Annotated in this window: 12 protein-coding genes and 1 tRNA gene; 4 read left to right on the forward strand and 9 right to left on the reverse strand. The window is 68.4% G+C overall.

All coding sequences use genetic code 11. The features are described 5' to 3' along the window. A partial coding sequence (locus IF17_RS0120220) for an SIMPL domain-containing protein (RefSeq protein WP_030567921.1) occupies nt 1–693 on the forward strand: 693 nt, incomplete at its 5' end. 120 nt (nt 694–813) lie between these two features. Further along, entirely contained in the window at nt 814–2,253 is a 1,440-nt protein-coding gene (pyk, locus tag IF17_RS0120225; RefSeq protein ID WP_030567923.1) for a pyruvate kinase, read from the forward strand. 6 nt (nt 2,254–2,259) lie between these two features. Here pyk and IF17_RS0120230 read toward each other — a convergent pair whose 3' ends face one another. Further along, a complete protein-coding gene (locus tag IF17_RS0120230; RefSeq protein ID WP_030567926.1) occupies nt 2,260–3,036 on the reverse strand; it encodes a helix-turn-helix domain-containing protein in 777 nt (258 codons plus the stop codon). 109 nt (nt 3,037–3,145) lie between these two features. Then, a tRNA-Leu gene (locus IF17_RS0120235) sits at nt 3,146–3,220 on the reverse strand. A 97-nt stretch (nt 3,221–3,317) separates the two neighbouring features. Between IF17_RS0120235 and IF17_RS0120240 the strand changes: the two genes are divergently transcribed. Further along, complete coding sequence (locus IF17_RS0120240; protein WP_030567928.1) at nt 3,318–3,974, forward strand: ANTAR domain-containing response regulator; 657 nt, start codon at nt 3,318–3,320, stop codon at nt 3,972–3,974. Between the two features lie 77 nt (nt 3,975–4,051). Here the strand turns inward: IF17_RS0120240 and IF17_RS0120245 are convergent, their stop codons facing one another. The 7 genes from IF17_RS0120245 to IF17_RS0120275 all read right to left on the reverse strand — a co-directional run bounded on the left by IF17_RS0120245 (nt 4,052) and on the right by IF17_RS0120275 (nt 13,339). Further along, nucleotides 4,052–4,768 carry an ABC transporter ATP-binding protein gene (locus IF17_RS0120245; RefSeq protein WP_030567930.1) on the reverse strand — a complete coding sequence of 239 codons (717 nt, stop codon included), beginning with the start codon at nt 4,766–4,768 and terminating at the stop codon, nt 4,052–4,054. Further along, on the reverse strand, nt 4,765–5,721 hold the full coding sequence (locus IF17_RS0120250) for an ABC transporter ATP-binding protein (protein WP_030567932.1): 957 nt from the start codon (nt 5,719–5,721) through the stop codon (nt 4,765–4,767). Before IF17_RS0120250 ends, IF17_RS0120245 begins: the two co-directional genes overlap by 4 nt. A gap of 2 nt (nt 5,722–5,723) precedes the next feature. After that, the gene (locus tag IF17_RS0120255) at nt 5,724–7,562 is read right to left on the reverse strand and encodes a branched-chain amino acid ABC transporter permease (RefSeq protein ID WP_030567934.1); all 1,839 of its coding nucleotides are present in this window, start codon (nt 7,560–7,562) and stop codon (nt 5,724–5,726) included. Then, entirely contained in the window at nt 7,559–8,488 is a 930-nt protein-coding gene (locus tag IF17_RS0120260) for a branched-chain amino acid ABC transporter permease (protein WP_030567936.1), read from the reverse strand. The genes IF17_RS0120255 and IF17_RS0120260 overlap by 4 nt, the downstream gene beginning before the upstream one ends. Nucleotides 8,489–8,584: 96 nt before the next feature. Continuing rightward, complete coding sequence (locus IF17_RS0120265) at nt 8,585–9,820, reverse strand: branched-chain amino acid ABC transporter substrate-binding protein (protein WP_030567938.1); 1,236 nt, start codon at nt 9,818–9,820, stop codon at nt 8,585–8,587. A gap of 655 nt (nt 9,821–10,475) precedes the next feature. Then, nucleotides 10,476–10,946, reverse strand: a complete 471-nt coding sequence (locus IF17_RS0120270) for a PaaI family thioesterase (protein WP_018512096.1) — start codon at nt 10,944–10,946, stop codon at nt 10,476–10,478. Between the two features lie 89 nt (nt 10,947–11,035). Continuing rightward, complete coding sequence (locus tag IF17_RS0120275) at nt 11,036–13,339, reverse strand: FdhF/YdeP family oxidoreductase (RefSeq protein WP_030567940.1); 2,304 nt, start codon at nt 13,337–13,339, stop codon at nt 11,036–11,038. Nucleotides 13,340–13,458: 119 nt separating this feature from the next. On the opposite strand from IF17_RS0120275, the gene polA reads away from it, so the two are divergent. Next, the gene (polA, locus tag IF17_RS0120280; protein ID WP_030567942.1) at nt 13,459–16,170 is read left to right on the forward strand and encodes a DNA polymerase I; all 2,712 of its coding nucleotides are present in this window, start codon (nt 13,459–13,461) and stop codon (nt 16,168–16,170) included. Nucleotides 16,171–16,188: the final 18 nt, after the last annotated feature.

The raw sequence follows: 16,188 nt of genomic DNA on the forward strand, positions 1-16,188 counted from the left end.
AGAGACAGCCCCTACGGCACCCCCGACACCCCCCACGTCACCGTCCGCGGCGAAGCCCACCTCGAAGTCGACCCCGAACTCGCCCACATCGCCATCACCCTCACCGCCCGCGGCACCGACCGCCGCACCACCCTCGACGACCTCACCCACCGCAACACCACCACCCTCGACCTCATCAAGAGCTACGGCGACACCATCGAAAAACTCGAAACCGGCACCCTCACCATCAACCCCGAACTCACCCGCCACGGCCGCGCCGAACGCATCCGCGCCTACCACGGCCACATCCAACTCACCGCCACCCTCAACGACTTCACCACCCTCGGCGAACTCATCACCCGCCTCGCCGACCACGAACTCACCCGCATCGACGGCCCCTGGTGGTCCCTGCGCCCCACCTCCCCCCACCACGCCACAGCGCGCAGGCAGGCCGTCCGCGAAGCCCTCCAACGTGCCCGCGAATACGCCGAAGCCCTCGACACCCGCCTCGGCGCCCTCCTCGAACTCAGCGACACCGGCACCCGCCACAGCCCCCTCGGCCGCGCCGCCTTCGCCGAGTCCATGCCCTACGCCGCAGCCGCGGGCGGAGCCGAAGCCGCCGACGCCGCCCCGATCAACCTCGAACCCGTACGCCAGAACATCGACGCCCAGGTCGAAGCGTCCTTCACCCTCATCCCGCCGGCCCTCGGATAAACGCTCATCGGAGCGGACCGCTGCACAATTCAACACTTGTCAATAACCCTTCACCCAAAGGTTGTTGAGGTGTCATGCCGAGCCAAATACCTACCCGTAGGTAAGGTTTAGGCTCGAACCATGCGCCGAGCGAAAATCGTTTGTACCCTGGGACCCGCAACCGACACATACGACCAGATCAAGGCCTTGGTCGAAGCGGGAATGGACATCGCCCGCTTCAACCTCAGCCACGGCTCCTACGCCGAACACGAGCAGCGATACCACCACGTCCGCAAAGCCTCCGAAGAGACCGGCCGCAGCGTCGGCATCCTCGCCGACCTTCAAGGCCCGAAGATCCGCCTCGGACGCTTCCGCGAAGGCCCCGTACTCCTTGAACGCGGCGACACCTTCACCATCACCGTCGAACCCCTCGAAAACGAAGGCGACGGCGACATCTGCGGCACCACCTACGACGGCCTCGCCGCCGACGTCACCACCGGCGAACGCATCCTCGTCGACGACGGCCGCGTCACCCTCGAAGTCACCGACGTCGACGGCCCCCGCGTCCACACCACCGTCATCGAAGGCGGCATGGTCTCCGACAACAAGGGCCTCAACCTCCCCGGCGTCGCCGTCTCCGTCCCCGCCCTCTCCGAGAAGGACATCGACGACCTCCGCTGGGCCCTGCGCACCGGCGCCGACCTCATCGCCCTCTCCTTCGTCCGCACCGGACGCGACATCGACGACGTCCACCGCATCATGGACGAAGAAGGCCGCCGCCTCCCCGTCATCGCCAAGGTCGAAAAACCCCAGGCCGTCGAGAACATCGACGACATCGTCGCCGCCTTCGACGGCATCATGGTCGCCCGCGGCGACCTCGGCGTCGAAATGCCCCTGGAACAGGTCCCGATCGTCCAGAAGCGCGCCATCAAACTCGCCAAACGCAACGCCAAACCGGTCATCGTCGCCACCCAGATGCTCGACTCGATGATCGACAACTCCCGCCCCACCCGCGCCGAAGCCTCCGACGTCGCCAACGCGATCATCGACGGCACCGACGCGGTGATGCTCTCCGGCGAGACCAGCGTCGGCAAGTACCCCATCGAGACCGTCCGCACCATGTCCCGCATCGTCGAAGCGGCCGAGGAGGACATCCTCGCCAAGGGCCTCCCACCCCTCACCGAACGCAACAAGCCCCGCACCCAGGGCGGCGCCGTCGCCAGGGCCGCCGCCGAGATGGGCGACTTCCTCGGCGCCAAATTCCTCGTCGCCTTCACCCAGAGCGGCGACACGGTCAAGCGCCTCTCCCGCTACCGCTCACCCATCCCGCTCCTCGCCTTCACCCCCGACGAAGCGACCCGCGCCCAGCTCAACCTCACCTGGGGCGTCGAGACCTTCCTCGGCCCGAAGGTCGACTCCACGGACGCGATGGTCGCCCAGGTCGACGAGGAACTCCTGCGCATCGGCCGCTGCGCGAAGGGCGACATCGTGGTGATCACCGCCGGCTCCCCGCCCGGCGTCTCGGGCTCCACGAACCTGGTCCGCGTCCACCACGTGGGCGAGGACGACAGCCCGAAGTAGGACGGCTCAGTATTTCGGCCCGACGTGCGCATCCATGAGGGCGACGGATGCCCGTCGGGCTACGGAGATGTTGAGCGGCTTGCTGCCGCGCGCGAGGGTGGTCCACTCAACACCTACGGCGGTGAGAGTGTCGCTGAAGAGCTTGCGGATGTCGTCGGACCGGTTCGTGAAGAAGTACCTCGGGTATTCGTAGCGCTTGCGTTCACCGCCGACCATGCGTGTGGCCCAGTTGATGATGCGACAGCCGTCGGAGTGGATGAGCCCGCGGATGAATTGCCAGGGATGGGCGTCCACGATCTCCTGCTGCCACGGTTCGAGAGCGATCCTGCGCTCGTGCTTCCTGCCGGGGCCGTGCTGGGGGAAGAGGCAGGGCCAGTGCTTGCTCCAGGAGGTGACGTTCTTGCAGCCTTCCCGCTGAAGCCGGAAGACCTTATTGTCCGGTCGAACAAGCTGTACGGCGTCTGCGCATGCGTCGATGAGCCCAGGCCAGGCGTCATCGCAGGCGATCCGGAGAAAGTGCACCCCGCGTCGAGAAGTGCTGATCCAGCCGTCTCCGAGGTAGAGCCCCAGTAAGTAGGCGTACGCGGATGGGTTCTCGATCGCCGTGGGCTCCTCGGAGCACCTCGGGCAGGGCTTGCCCCGGTCCGTTTCGAGCGGTTCGAGGCGCGTCTGCCAGGATCGGATCGCGGCGCGCGATATGCCGGTCTGCTTGCTCACGGAATTGAGGCTGCGGCCCTGGGCGACCAGAGCCAGGACTCGCTCGCGCGTTTTCACGTCGTACATGGCGACGAGTCTTGTCGCACAGATGATGATCCGGTGCGGAATGGAACGCCAGTACCCAGATCAAGTGAACTTCGATCACCGGCGTCACGCCTTGGAATCGAAGGAAAAGTGCCCCAGGTGGGATTCGAACCCACACTGTCCGCTGTTTGAGAGCGGCCTCTCTAACCAGTTGGAGTACTGGGGCCTTAGAAAGGAAGGGTCATTGCTGCCCTGCGGGTCACCACCTTACAGGAGCTAGGTAGGCTCGTGGCAGCAGTATCTGCCCCATATCAAGGAGCCCCGTGACCACCCCCGAGTCGCCCCAGCCCGTAGACGCCGTCGACGACGACAAGTCGCACGTCCCGCCGCTGACGACCCGCGTCGTCATCGCCGAGGACGAGGCCCTCATCCGCCTCGACCTCAAGGAGATGCTGGAGGAGGAGGGCTACTCCGTCGTCGGTGAGGCGGGCGACGGGCAGCAGGCCGTCGAGCTGGCCCGGGAGCACAAGCCGGACCTGGTGATCCTCGATGTGAAGATGCCGGTCCTCGACGGGATCTCCGCCGCCGAGAAGATCGCCGAGGAGTCCATCGCACCCGTCCTCATGCTCACCGCCTTCTCGCAGCGCGACCTGGTCGAGCGGGCCCGGGACGCCGGGGCGATGGCGTACCTGGTGAAGCCGTTCAGCAAGAGCGACGTGGTGCCGGCCATCGAGATGGCCGTCTCCCGGTTCGCGGAGCTGAAGGCGCTGGAGAGCGAGATCGCGGACCTGTCCCAGCGGCTGGAGACGCGGAAGCTGGTGGACCGGGCGAAGAGCATTCTCCAGACCGACTACGGGCTCTCCGAGCCGGCCGCGTTCCGGTGGATCCAGAAGACGTCGATGGACCGCCGGATGTCGATGCAGCAGTTGGCGGAGGCGCTGATCGAGGACGCCGAGGAGAAGAAGAAGGCGGCCGAGTAGCCGCGTACGTACCAAAGCGAGAGGCCCGCACCCGGAAGAACCGGGTGCGGGCCTCTTCGCGTACGGAGGGAAGGACCTCAGTCCTCGCCCAGGTACGCCTTGCGGACCGAGTCGTCGTGCAGCAGGTCCTGGCCGGTGCCGGAGAGGACGATGTTGCCGACCTCCATCACGTGCGCGTGGTTGGCGAGCGAGAGCGCCGCCTGGGCGTTCTGCTCGACGAGCAGGATGGTGGTGCCCTGCGCGCGCAGTTCGGTGATGGTCGCCATGATCTTCTGCATCATGATCGGGGAGAGGCCCATGGAGGGCTCGTCGAGCATGAGCAGCTTGGGCTGGGACATCAGGGCCCTGCCCATGGCGAGCATCTGCTGCTCGCCGCCGGAGAGGGTTCCGGAGGCCTGCTTGCGGCGTTCCCCGAGGATGGGGAAGAGGTCGTAGGCGCGCTGGATGTCCTTGTTGATCCCGTCGCTGTCCTTGCGGAGGAACGCGCCGAGGCGCAGGTTGTCCTCGATGGACATGCGGGGGAAGATGTGGCGGCCCTCGGGGGAGTGGGCGAGTCCGAGGGAGACGACCTGGTGGGCCGGGACCTTGCGGAGGGACTTGCCGTTGAACTTGATCTGGCCGGTGAGGGGCTTGATCAGTCCGGAGAGGGTGCGCAGCGTCGTGGTCTTGCCGGCGCCGTTGGTGCCGATGAGGGTGACGACTTCGCCTTCGTCGACCTTGAACGAGATTCCTTTGACGGCCTCGATCTTGCCGTAGGCGACGCGCAGGTCCTCGACTTCGAGAAGTGCGGTCATCGGTCGTTCTCCTTGCTGGTGCTTTCGCCGGGGGTGGTCGGAGTGGCTGCCTCGGGGGTGGTGGTTCCCGGGGTGGTGGTCTCCGGTGCGGCGGCGGCTTCGGCGGCTTCGACCTCGGCGACTTCGGCTGCGCCGGGGTCGCCTTCGAAGGGTTCGCCGAGGTAGGCGGCGACGACGCGTTCGTCGCCCTGGACTTCGGCGGCTGTGCCTTCGACGAGCTTCTCGCCTTGGACGAGGCAGGCGACGCGGTCGCAGAGGTTGAAGATGAACCGCATGTCGTGCTCGATGACGAGGATGGCGATGCCCTTGTCGCGGATGGCGAAGATGAGTTCTTCGGCCGCGCGGGTCTCCTGCGGGTTCATGCCGGCGGTGGGCTCGTCGAGGAGGAGGAGGCCGGGCTCGCTGGCGAGCGCGCGGGCGATCTCCAGCTTGCGCTGTTCGCCGTAGGGGAGGTTGCGGGAGAGGTGTTCGGCCTTGTGGTCGAGGCCGATGAACTCCAGCAGTTCCATGGCGCGGGCCTTGGATTCGGCTTCGGCGCGGTGGAAGCCGGGTCCGCGGAGGAGGGCGGACCAGAGGCCTTCCTTGGTGCGGGTGTGGCGTCCGACGAGGACGTTCTCCAGGACGGTCATGTTGGAGAAGAGCCGGATGTTCTGGAAGGTGCGGGCGATGCCGGTCGCCGTGATCTTGAAGGATTTGGCGGGGAGGACGGTGCCTTTGTAGCGGACTTCGCCCTCGGTGGGGGTGTAGAGGCCGGTGAGGCAGTTGAAGAAGGTGGTCTTGCCTGCGCCGTTGGGGCCGATGAGGCCGACGATCTCGCCGGAGTTGACGGTGAGGTCGACGGAGCGGACGGCGGTGAGGCCGCCGAACCGCATGGTGACGCCGCGGGCGTCGAGGACGGTTTCGCCGGGGGTGCTCACGGCTGTGGCCTCGGCGGTGGTGGTGTCGGTGGTCATCGTCAGGCCCCTGCCTTGGTGAGAGTGGCGGGCGCTTCGTCCTTCTCGTGGAATTCGAGTTGCTGGCGGCGGTTGGCGATGAGTCCCTCGGGGCGGAAGCGCATGAGGAGGACCAGTGCGAGCCCGAAGGCGAGGAGCTGGAAGTCGCTCATGAACTGGAGCTTGTTCGGGATGAGGAAGAGCAGTGCTCCGCCGATGAGGGGGCCGCTGATGGTGCCCATGCCGCCGAGGACGACCGCTGCGAGGAGGAAGGCGGAGTTGGGGGGTACGGCGTGGGCGAACTGGTACTGCTCGGGGGTCACGGTGTAGGTGACGTGTGCCTGTACGGCTCCGGCGAGGCCGGCGAGGGTGGCGCCGAGGGCGAAGGCGATGAGCTTGGTGCGGAAGCCGTTGATGCCCATGGCTTCGGCGGCTGTCTCGTCCTCGCGGATGGCGACCCAGGCGCGGCCGATGCGGGATTCGGCGCTGCGGCGGAAGACCACGACCACGATGAGGGTGACCAGCAGCATCAGGAAGAAGTAGTTCGCGAAGCGGCCGATGGTGAATCCGCCGATGGTGTGGGTGGCGCCGAAGTCGAATCCGAAGAGGGAGAGGTTCGGGATCGAGGAGATGCCGTTGGAGCCGTTGGTGACGTCGGGTCCGGAGGTGCCGTCGAGGTTGAGGACGGCGATGCGGAAGATTTCTCCGAAGCCGAGGGTCACGATGGCGAGGTAGTCGCCGCGCAGTCGCAGGGTGGGGGCGCCGATGAGGACGCCGAAGACCATGGAGGCGGCGGCGCCGACCAGGATGGCCTGCCAGAACGGCAGGTGGATGCCGAGCGGGGAGGTCGGGGAGCCGGAGACCAGGGCGGCGGCGTAGGCGCCGACGCCGAGGAAGGCGACGTAGCCGAGGTCGAGGAGGCCGGCGAGGCCGACGACGATGTTGAGGCCGAGGGCGACGGTGGCGAAGATGAGGATGTTGACGCCGATGGTCGCGTACTGGTCGTCGGACTGGGTGAACGGGAAGGCCGCAGCGGCGACGAAGGCGCCGACGAGGGTCACGTTGCGGTGGCGTGCGGTGAGGGTGGTCACGCGCTGGATGAGGCCGGCTTTCTGGATCGCCGCGAAGCCGAAGCCGGCGGTGATGAGGAAGCCGATGAAGAGTTCGTCGTACTCGGTGCTGATGCCGTAGGTGAAGACGACGAGTCCGAGGGCGAGGACGACCGCGACGATCAGGATCTCGATGTACGAGGGGAGGGGCTTCGCGGGCCGGGCGCTGTTGGTGGCGAAGGCGCTCTTGTAGGTGGTCCAGCGGTTGCTCAGGTTGTGCTTGAACTGCTCGAAGCCGCTGTCCTCGGGGTCGGCCGGGTGGTTCTCGGGCCGCTCGTAGGGCAGGGAGCGGGCGCCGATCCAGCCGATGAGGGTGGCGATGGCGGCGACGTAGGCGCCGGGTTCGAGGTTGACGACGCCGCCGAGGCTGACGCTGATGGCGATGATCGAGAACCAGGCGGTGGCGAGGGCCGCGTAGGAGGCGAGCCGGATCGCGGGGTCGGCGCCCTGGGGGGTGAGCCAGGTGAGGCCCTTGATCCCGTAGGAGGAGAGGCCGAAGAGGGCGAGGAGGGCGCCGCTGACGAGGACGAGCCACTGGAGGCCGCCGGGGTAGCCGTAGACCGTGAGGTCGCCGGGGAAGGCGGAGGTCCAGGTCCAGGCGAGGAAGGCGGAGATGATGGTGAGTGCGCCGCCGGCCGTGGCGGTGGCCCGGGCTATGTGCGGCGGGAGGGTGAGGGGGCCGCGGGTGGTGGGTGCGGTCGGTGCGGGTGCGGTGACCGTGGTGGTGGTCTGTGTGGTGGTCATGGTGGTCACGCCCTGTCCGCGACGCGCTCGCCCATGATGCCCTGGGGGCGGAAGAGGAGCACGAGGATGAGGAGTACGAAGGCCCAGGCGTTGGCCCAGGACTGGCCGCCGAGCTGTTCGAGGCCGGGGACTTCGGCGATGTAGGCGGCGGCCATGGTCTCGGCGACGCCGAGGGTGAGGCCGCCGATCATGGCGCCGTAGATGTTGCCGATGCCGCCGAGGACGGCCGCGGTGAAGGCCTTGAGGCCGAGGAGGAAGCCCATGCGGAACTGGACTTCGCCGTACTTGAGGCCGTAGGCGACGGCGCCGATGGCGGCGAAGGTGGCGCCGAGGGCGAACGCGACCACGATGATGCGGTCGGTGTTGATGCCCATGAGCTTGGCGGTGTCGGGGTCCTGGGCGGTGGCCTGCATGCCGCGGCCGGTGCGGGTCTTGATGACGAAGTAGCCGAGGACGGCCATCGACAGGGGGGCGGCGATGAGCAGGAAGACGTCGCCGGTCTGGATGGTGACGGGGCCGAGCTCGAAGGGGCCGCCGGGGATTTCGGGGAAGGTGCGGGCGGACTTGGCGCCCGGGTACCAGGCCCATACGGCTTGCTGGAGGGCGAGCGAGAGGCCGATGGCGGTGATGAGGGGTGCGAGGCGTGGTCCGCCGCGGAGCGGTCGGTAGGCGAATCGTTCCGCGCCGACGGCTATGAGGGTGGCGACGAGGATGGCGCCGATGAGCATGAGGGGGAGTGCGAGCAGCACGCTGGTGCCGCTGGGGAGTATGAGCCAGACCGTGAGGGCCCCGAAGCCGCCGGTCATGAAGATCTCGCCGTGGGCGAAGTTGATGAGCTGGACAATGCCATAGACCATCGTGTAGCCGATGGCGACGAGCCCGTACATCGATCCGAGTAGCAGGCCGTTGACCAGCTGTTGCGGCAGTTCGTTCACCGCGGGTCCTCCGTGTCTTTCGCCGGGTATAGAACAGCGCGGGGCGCATGGTGTGCGGCGCCCCGCGCTGCCGGTGGTAGGTCAGGCTGGGTGGTGTCAGCTGGTGAGTTCGCCGGACTTGACCGCGGCCCAGGCGCCGTCCTTGTACTCGTAGACGGTGAGCTGCTTGTTGGTGGTGTCGCCGTACTCGTCGAAGGAGACCTTGCCGGTCACGCCTTCGAAGTCGACCTTGCCGACGGCCTCGGCGACCTTGGCGCGGGCGTCGTCGGGGAGCTTGCCGTCGTTGGCGTCGGCGACGGCCTTGACGGCCTCGATGATCGACCAGGCGGCGTCGTAGGAGTAGCCGCCGTAGGCCTCGAAGGGCTCCTTGTAGCCGGCCTTCTCGTAGTTCGCGACGAACTCCTTGGCGGACGGCAGGGTGTCGATCGGCGCGCCGACCGAGGTGGCGAGGTCGCCCACGCCCTCGGCGCCGGAGAGCTTGATGTACTCGGCGCTGTAGATGCCGTCGCCGCCGACGAGCGGGATCTTGGCGCCGGCCTTCTTGATCTGCTTGCTGAGCGGGCCGGCCGCAGGGTATTCGCCGCCGTAGTAGACGACGTCGGCGCCGGCGCTCTTGACCTTGGTGGCGACCGAGGAGAAGTCCTTGGTCTCGGGGTCGATGTGCTCGGTGCCGACGACCTTGCCGCCGAGCTTGGTGAACTCGGCCTTGAAGGTGCCGGCGAGGCCGGCGCCGTAGGTCTTCTTGTCGTCGATGACGAAGACCTTCTTCTTCTTGGCGTCGTTGAAGAGGTACTGCGCCGCGAAGGGGCCCTGGACGGCGTCGGTGGTGGCGGTGCGGAAGTAGGAGGCGAAGGGGCGCTCCTTGGTTCCCTCGTTCCACTTCTGGCCCTGGGTGAGGGAGGGCGAGGTGTTGGCGGGGGAGACCTGGACGAGCTTGGCGTCGGCGAGGACCTTCTGCATGGACTCGCCGACGGAGGAGTTCAGGGGGCCGACGGTGCCGAGGACCTTCTTGTCGGCGACGAACTTGCTCGCGTTCTGCTGGCCGGACGAGGGCTGGGCCTGGTCGTCGAGGGCCTGGATCTCGAAGGTGACGCCGTCGACGTACTTCTTGGCGTTGGCCTGCTTGGCGGCGAGGTCGGCGGAGTTCTTGATGCCGAGGCCGAGGGCGGAGAGGTCGCCGGTGAGCGGGGCGTCGACGCCGATGACGACGGTGGTGGTGCCGCCGTCGCTGCCGCTGCTGTTGTTGCTGTCGTCGCGCGAACCGCAGGCGGTGAGGGTGAGTGCTCCGGTGGTGAGCACGGCGGTGAGTATGAGCAAAGAACGGTGTCGCACGAAAAGTCCTTTCCCTGGCGCGGCCTCCTCTGCTTGAGGTGCCGTGTCGGTCGCCGGGTCGTACTGGGGTGGTGCGAGGGGCTGTGCTGCAGACGTGCCCGGCGGCGCGGTGACTGGCGGTGACTCTAAGCGCAGCTGGGGGCCTCCGGGATGGGTCGGCGACGGATGTGACGCTCTTGTTATGCCGTTGAGCAAGGCTTGAGGTTTCCGGGTGTGGATGTGTGGCTTTGGCACGGAGTGCGGAATGACCACATGCTGAGAACGCGCAGCTCTGTTAAGGGGCTTGGGGTGATCTTGGTGCTGACGCGGGGTGGGGGTGGCGTCGGGCGTGCTGGAGTGCCCCGGGGGCCTCGGGCCGGGGTGGCGGCTGGTTTTCACATTTCGTGGTTGTTACGCAGTGTTACAACGGCGAAGGTGCGTTCGAGTTCGCTGAGGCCAATGTGGCTGCTGAGTGGCTCATGGAACGTGGTTCGCCGTCAAGGGTGTTGACCGAGGGTGGTGATCAACACCGCTGGATTTGGTGGGGATATGGCGCTGCCCGGCCGGATTGCGAGGTGCGTTTTCCGGCCGGGCAGGGGGTCTTGCGGCGGTGGTGCGGGGGTGACGGGGTGTGCCGTCGGGGTGCGGTGGTGGGGTCGCGTCGGGGTGCGGGCGGTCAGCCGGCGTCGGGGCGGGGGGTGTCGCGGAGGAGGCAGGTGAGGCGGGCGGTGCAGACCCGCTTGTCCTGTTCGTCGGTGATGACGATCTCGTACGTGGCGGTCGAGCGGCCGCGGTGTACGGGGGTGGCGACGCCGGTGACGAGGCCGCTGCGGGCGCCTCGGTGGTGGGTGCAGTTGAGGTCGACGCCGACGGCGATCTTGGTGGCGCCGCCGTGGAGCATGGAGCCGATGGAGCCGAGGGTCTCGGCGAGGACGGCGGAGGCGCCGCCGTGCAGGAGGCCGTAGGGCTGGGTGTTGCCCTCGACGGGCATGGTGCCGACGACGCGGTCGGCGGCGGCCTCGACGATGGTCACGCCCATGCGTTCGCCGAGGTGGCCGGCGGAGAAGAGGGCGGGCAGGTCGACGCCGAGTGCCGCGTACTCGTCGATGACTTCCTGCGGGAAGAGGGGTGCGGTGTGCTCGCCCATGGGTCCGGCTCCGATCGTCTGCGCTGGTTCATTGCTGTGTGCACTGTTCTTACCAGACGGCTGAGCGGACGCTTAGGGGGTGGCGGTTTTCAGTCTTCCCGAGGGGCCTCGGAGTCGCTCCGGGGGTTCTCGAAGCGGATGACGACCGACTTGCTGGCGGGGGTGTTGCTGGTGTCGGCGGTGGAGCCGAGGGGGACCAGGACGTTGGTCTCGGGGTAGTAGGCGGCGGCGCAGCCGCGGGCGGTGGGGTAGTGGACGACGCGGAAGCCCTCGGCCCGGCGCTCGACGCCGTCCTTCCACTCGCTGACGAGGTCGGTGTACGCGCCGTCGGTGAGGCCGAGGGCGGCGGCGTCGTCGGGGTTGACCATGACGATGCGGCGGCCGTTCTTGATGCCCCGGTAGCGGTCGTTCAGGCCGTAGATGGTGGTGTTGTACTGGTCGTGGGAGCGCAGCGTCTGCAACAGGAGCCTTCCTGCGGGGAGTTCGGGGAACTCGACGGGGGCGGCGGTGAAGTTGGCGCGGCCGGTGGCGGTGGGGAAGCGGCGCTCGTCGCGGGGGGCGTGGGGCAGGGCGAAGCCGCCGGGGTGGGCGGCGATGCGGGTGTTGAAGTCCTCGAAGCCGGCGACGACGCGGGAGATGCGGTCGCGGATGGTGGCGTAGTCCCGCTCGAACTCCTCCCACGGCGTACGGGAGACGGCGCCGAGCACCGCCCGTGCGAGGCGGGCCACGATCGCGGGCTCCGAGAGGAGGTGGGGGCTCGCGGGGGTGAGGTTGCCTCGGGAGGCGTGGACCATGCCCATGGAGTCCTCGACGGTCACGAACTGCTTGCCGCCCGCCTGGACGTCCTTGTCGGTGCGGCCGAGCGTGGGGAGGATCAGCGCGCGGGTGCCGGTGACGGCGTGGGAGCGGTTGAGCTTGGTCGACACGTGGACGGTGAGGCGGGCGCGGCGCATCGCGGCCTCGGTGACGGCGGTGTCGGGGGTGGCGGCGACGAAGTTGCCGCCCATGGCGAAGAAGACCTTGGCCTCGCCGTCGCGCAGGGCCTGGATGGCGCGCACCACGTCGTAGCCGTGGTGGCGGGGCGAGGTGATGCCGAACTCCTTGTCGAGGGCGTCGAGGAAGGCCGGTGCGGGCCGTTCGAAGATGCCCATGGTGCGGTCGCCCTGGACGTTGGAGTGGCCGCGCACGGGGCAGACCCCGGCGCCGGGGCGGCCGATGTTCCCGCGCAGGAGAAGGAAGTTGACGACTTCCCGGATGGTGGGAACGGAGTGCTTGTGCTGGGTGAGGCCCATGGCCCAGCAGACGATGGTGCGTTTCGAGGCGAGGACGAGGGCGAGGGCCTGTTCGATCTCGGCGCGGGTGAGGCCGGTGGCGGTGAGGGTCTCGTCCCAGTCGGCGGCCTCGGCGGCCTGGGCGAACTCCTCGTAGCCGTGGGTGTGTTCGGTGACGAACGCGGTGTCGACGGCGCCCTCGGTGGAGAGGATCAGCTTGTTGAGGAGGCGGAAGAGGGCCTGGTCGCCGCCGATGCGGATCTGGAGGAAGAGGTCGTTGAGCGGTGTGCCCTTGAGCATGCCGTGCGGGGTCTGCGGGTTCTTGAACCGCTCCATGCCGGCTTCGGGGAGCGGGTTCACCGAGATGATCTTCGCGCCCGCGTTCTTCGCCTTCTCCAGGGCGGAGAGCATCCGGGGGTGGTTGGTGCCGGGGTTCTGCCCGGCGACGATGATCAGGTCGGCCTGGTGGATGTCCTCCAGGGAGACGCTGCCCTTGCCGATGCCGATGGTCTCGTTGAGCGCCGAGCCGGACGACTCGTGGCACATGTTGGAGCAGTCGGGGAGGTTGTTGGTGCCGAACTCGCGGGCGAAGAGCTGGAGGAGGAACGCGGCCTCGTTGCTGGTGCGTCCGGAGGTGTAGAAGAGGGCCTCGTCGGGGGAGGAGAGCGCGGTCAGCTCCTCGGCGATGATCGCGAAGGCGCGCTCCCAGCTGATCGCCTCGTACCGGTCGGCGCCTTCGGGGAGGTACACCGGCTGGGTGATCCTGCCCTGCTGGCCCAGCCAGTAGCCGCTGCGTCCGGCGAGGTCCGCGACGGGGTGGGCGGCGAAGAAGTCGGGGGTGACGCGGCGCAGAGTGGCTTCCTCGGCGACGGCCTTCGCCCCGTTCTCGCAGAATTCGGCGGTGTGCCGCTTGTCGCCCTCGGGCCAGGCGCAGCCGGGGCAGTCGAAGCCGTTCTTCTGGTTGACCTTGAGGAGGGTCTGCGCGGTGCGGCGCACGCCCATCTGCTGCCTCGCGATGCGCAGGGAGTGGGCGACGGCGGGCAGCCCGGCGGCGGCGTGCGGGGCCGCTTCGACCTGCGGGGCGTCCTGGACCGGGTCACCGGTCGGCGGCTTGCTGGCCATGATGCTGCTCCCCTTCGAGCGCTGTCCACATGTTCTGTGTCCTCACCACCGATCCTGTCACGGGTGCGCAAGGCCGTGCCCGGTCCGGATTGTCAGTGGGGCGTGGCAGGATCGGGGGCGTGGCTGAGACGGCATCGAAGAAGACGGCAGACAACCGACCGCGCCTGCTCCTCATGGACGGGCACTCCCTGGCGTACCGGGCGTTCTTCGCCCTGCCCGCGGAGAATTTCACGACGGCGGTGGGGCAGCCGACGAATGCCGTGTACGGCTTCATGTCGATGCTGGCGAACACCCTGCGTGACGAGGCGCCCACGCACTTCGCGGTGGCGTTCGACGTGTCCCGTAAGACGTGGCGGGCGCAGGAGTTCCCGGAGTACAAGGCGAACCGCTCCAAGACCCCCGACGAGTTCAAGGGGCAGGTCGAGCTGATCGGCGAGCTGCTGGACGCGATGCACGCGGACCGGTTCGCGGTGGACGGGTTCGAGGCGGACGACGTCATCGCGACGCTGGCGACCCAGGCCGAGGCGGCCGGGTTCGAGGTGCTGATCGTCACCGGTGACCGGGACTCCTTCCAGCTGATCACGGAGAACGTGACCGTGCTGTACCCCACGAAGGGGGTCTCCGAGCTGACCCGGTTCACCCCGGAGAAGATCGTCGAGAAGTACGGGCTCACCCCGCAGCAGTATCCGGACTTCGCGGCCCTGCGCGGCGACCCGTCGGACAACCTTCCGAGCATTCCCGGCGTCGGTGAGAAGACGGCCGCGAAGTGGATCAACCAGTTCGGTTCGTTCACCGAGCTGATGGAGCGGGCCGACGAGGTCAAGGGCAAGGCCGGGCAGAATCTCCGCGACCACCTGGACGCGGTGAAGATGAACCGGGTGCTGACCGAGATGGTCCGGGACGTGGAGCTGCCGAAGTCCGCGACCGACCTGGAGCGGGCCCCCTACGACCGCTCGGCGGTCACCGGCATTCTGGACATACTGGAGATCCGCAACCCGAGCCTGCGCGAGCGTCTCCTCGCCGTCGACCCGGGCGCCGCGGAGGCCGAGCCGCCGGCCCTGGCGGCCGGTATCGAGCTGGACGGCACGGTCCTCGGCTCGGGTGAGGTCGCCCCGTGGCTGGAGGCGCACGGTGCGCAGCCGCTCGGCGTGATGACCGTCGACACCTGGTCGCTGGGCGCCGGTACGGTCACCGAGGTCGCGCTCGCCGCCGCCGACGGGGCCGCCGCGTGGCTGGACCCGACGCAGCTGGAGGAGGCCGACGAGCGGGCGTTCGCCGCGTGGGTGGCGGACCCGGAGCGACCGAAGGTGCTGCACAACGCGAAGAACGTGATGCGGGTCTTCCCCGAGCACGGCTGGCAGCTCGAAGGCGTCACCATGGACACCGCGCTCGCCGCGTATCTGGTGAAGCCGGGCCGTCGCTCCTTCGCCCTGGACGCGCTGGCCGTGGAGTATCTGGGCCGTGAGCTGGCCCCGGCCGCCGCCTCCGACGGGCAGCTGGCCTTCGGCGCGGACGACCGGGCCGAGGCGGACGCCCTGATGGCGCAGGCCCGCGCGGTGCTGGACCTGGGGGACGCGTTCACGACCCGTCTGAAGGAGGTCAACGCCACCGAGCTGCTCCACGACATGGAGCTGCCGACCTCGATCCTCCTGGCCCGTCTGGAGCGGCACGGCATCGCCGCGGACCGTGTCCATCTGGAAGGCATGGAGCAGCAGTTCGCCGGGACCGTGCAGCAGGCGGTGAAGGAGGCGCACGCGGCGGTGGGCCGGGAGTTCAACCTCGGTTCGCCCAAGCAGCTCCAGGAGATCCTCTTCGGCGAGCTGGGCCTGCCGAAGACGAAGAAGACCAAGACCGGATACACCACGGACGCGGACGCGCTGGCGTGGCTGGCCGCGCAGACCGAGCACGAGCTGCCGGTCCTCATGCTGCGCCACCGCGAGCAGGCCAAGCTCCGGGTCACGGTCGAGGGCCTGATCAAGACGGTCGCCGCAGACGGCCGCATCCATACCACGTTCAACCAGACGGTGGCGGCGACCGGCCGGCTCTCCTCCACCGACCCCAACCTGCAGAACATCCCGGTCCGCACCGACGAGGGCCGGGCCATCCGCCGGGGCTTCGTCGTCGGCGAGGGCTTCGAGACGCTGATGACGGCGGACTACAGCCAGATCGAGCTGCGGGTCATGGCCCACCTCTCCGAGGACGCCGGTCTCATCGAGGCCTTCACCTCCGGCGAGGACCTGCACACCACGGTCGCCTCCCAGGTCTTCGGCGTCGAGAAGGACGCCGTCGACCCGGAGATGCGCCGCAAGATCAAGGCCATGTCGTACGGACTGGCCTACGGCCTCTCCGCGTTCGGCCTCTCCCAGCAGCTGAACATCGACCCGGCCGAGGCACGGGTGCTGATGGACACCTACTTCGAGCGGTTCGGCGGCGTACGGGACTACCTCCACCGGGTCGTCGAGGAGGCGCGGGCCACCGGCTACACGGAGACGATCCTCGGCCGCCGCCGCTACCTCCCCGACCTGAACAGCGACAACCGCCAGCGCCGCGAGGCCGCCGAGCGGATGGCGCTCAACGCCCCGATCCAGGGCACCGCCGCGGACATCGTGAAGGTGGCGATGCTGCGGGTGGACAAGGCGCTGCGGGAGGCGGAGCTGACCTCGCGGATGCTGCTCCAGGTCCATGACGAAATCGTGCTGGAGATCGCGAAGGGCGAGCGGAAGCAGGTGGAGGAGATCCTGCGCCACGAGATGGCGAACGCGGTGGAGCTGCGCGCCCCGCTGGACGTCTCGGTCGGCGTCGGCAAGGACTGGGAGTCCGCGGCCCACTGAGCCACGGGAAGCCGAGCT

The organism is Streptomyces cyaneofuscatus, from assembly GCF_000718135.1.
GTDB classification, from domain to species: Bacteria; Actinomycetota; Actinomycetes; order Streptomycetales; family Streptomycetaceae; genus Streptomyces; species Streptomyces cyaneofuscatus.

What these genes read in the sequence shown, in the direction of transcription:
- pyk (WP_030567923.1), top strand. Translation starts at nt 814, where the DNA reads ATGCGCCGAGCGAAAATCGTTTGTACCCTGGGACCCGCAACCGACACA.
- IF17_RS0120230 (WP_030567926.1), bottom strand. Translation starts at nt 3,036, where the DNA reads ATGTACGACGTGAAAACGCGCGAGCGAGTCCTGGCTCTGGTCGCCCAG.
- IF17_RS0120245 (WP_030567930.1), bottom strand. Translation starts at nt 4,768, where the DNA reads ATGACCGCACTTCTCGAAGTCGAGGACCTGCGCGTCGCCTACGGCAAG.
- IF17_RS0120250 (WP_030567932.1), bottom strand. Translation starts at nt 5,721, where the DNA reads ATGACCACCGACACCACCACCGCCGAGGCCACAGCCGTGAGCACCCCC.
- IF17_RS0120270 (WP_018512096.1), bottom strand. Translation starts at nt 10,946, where the DNA reads ATGGGCGAGCACACCGCACCCCTCTTCCCGCAGGAAGTCATCGACGAG.
- IF17_RS0120275 (WP_030567940.1), bottom strand. Translation starts at nt 13,339, where the DNA reads ATGGCCAGCAAGCCGCCGACCGGTGACCCGGTCCAGGACGCCCCGCAG.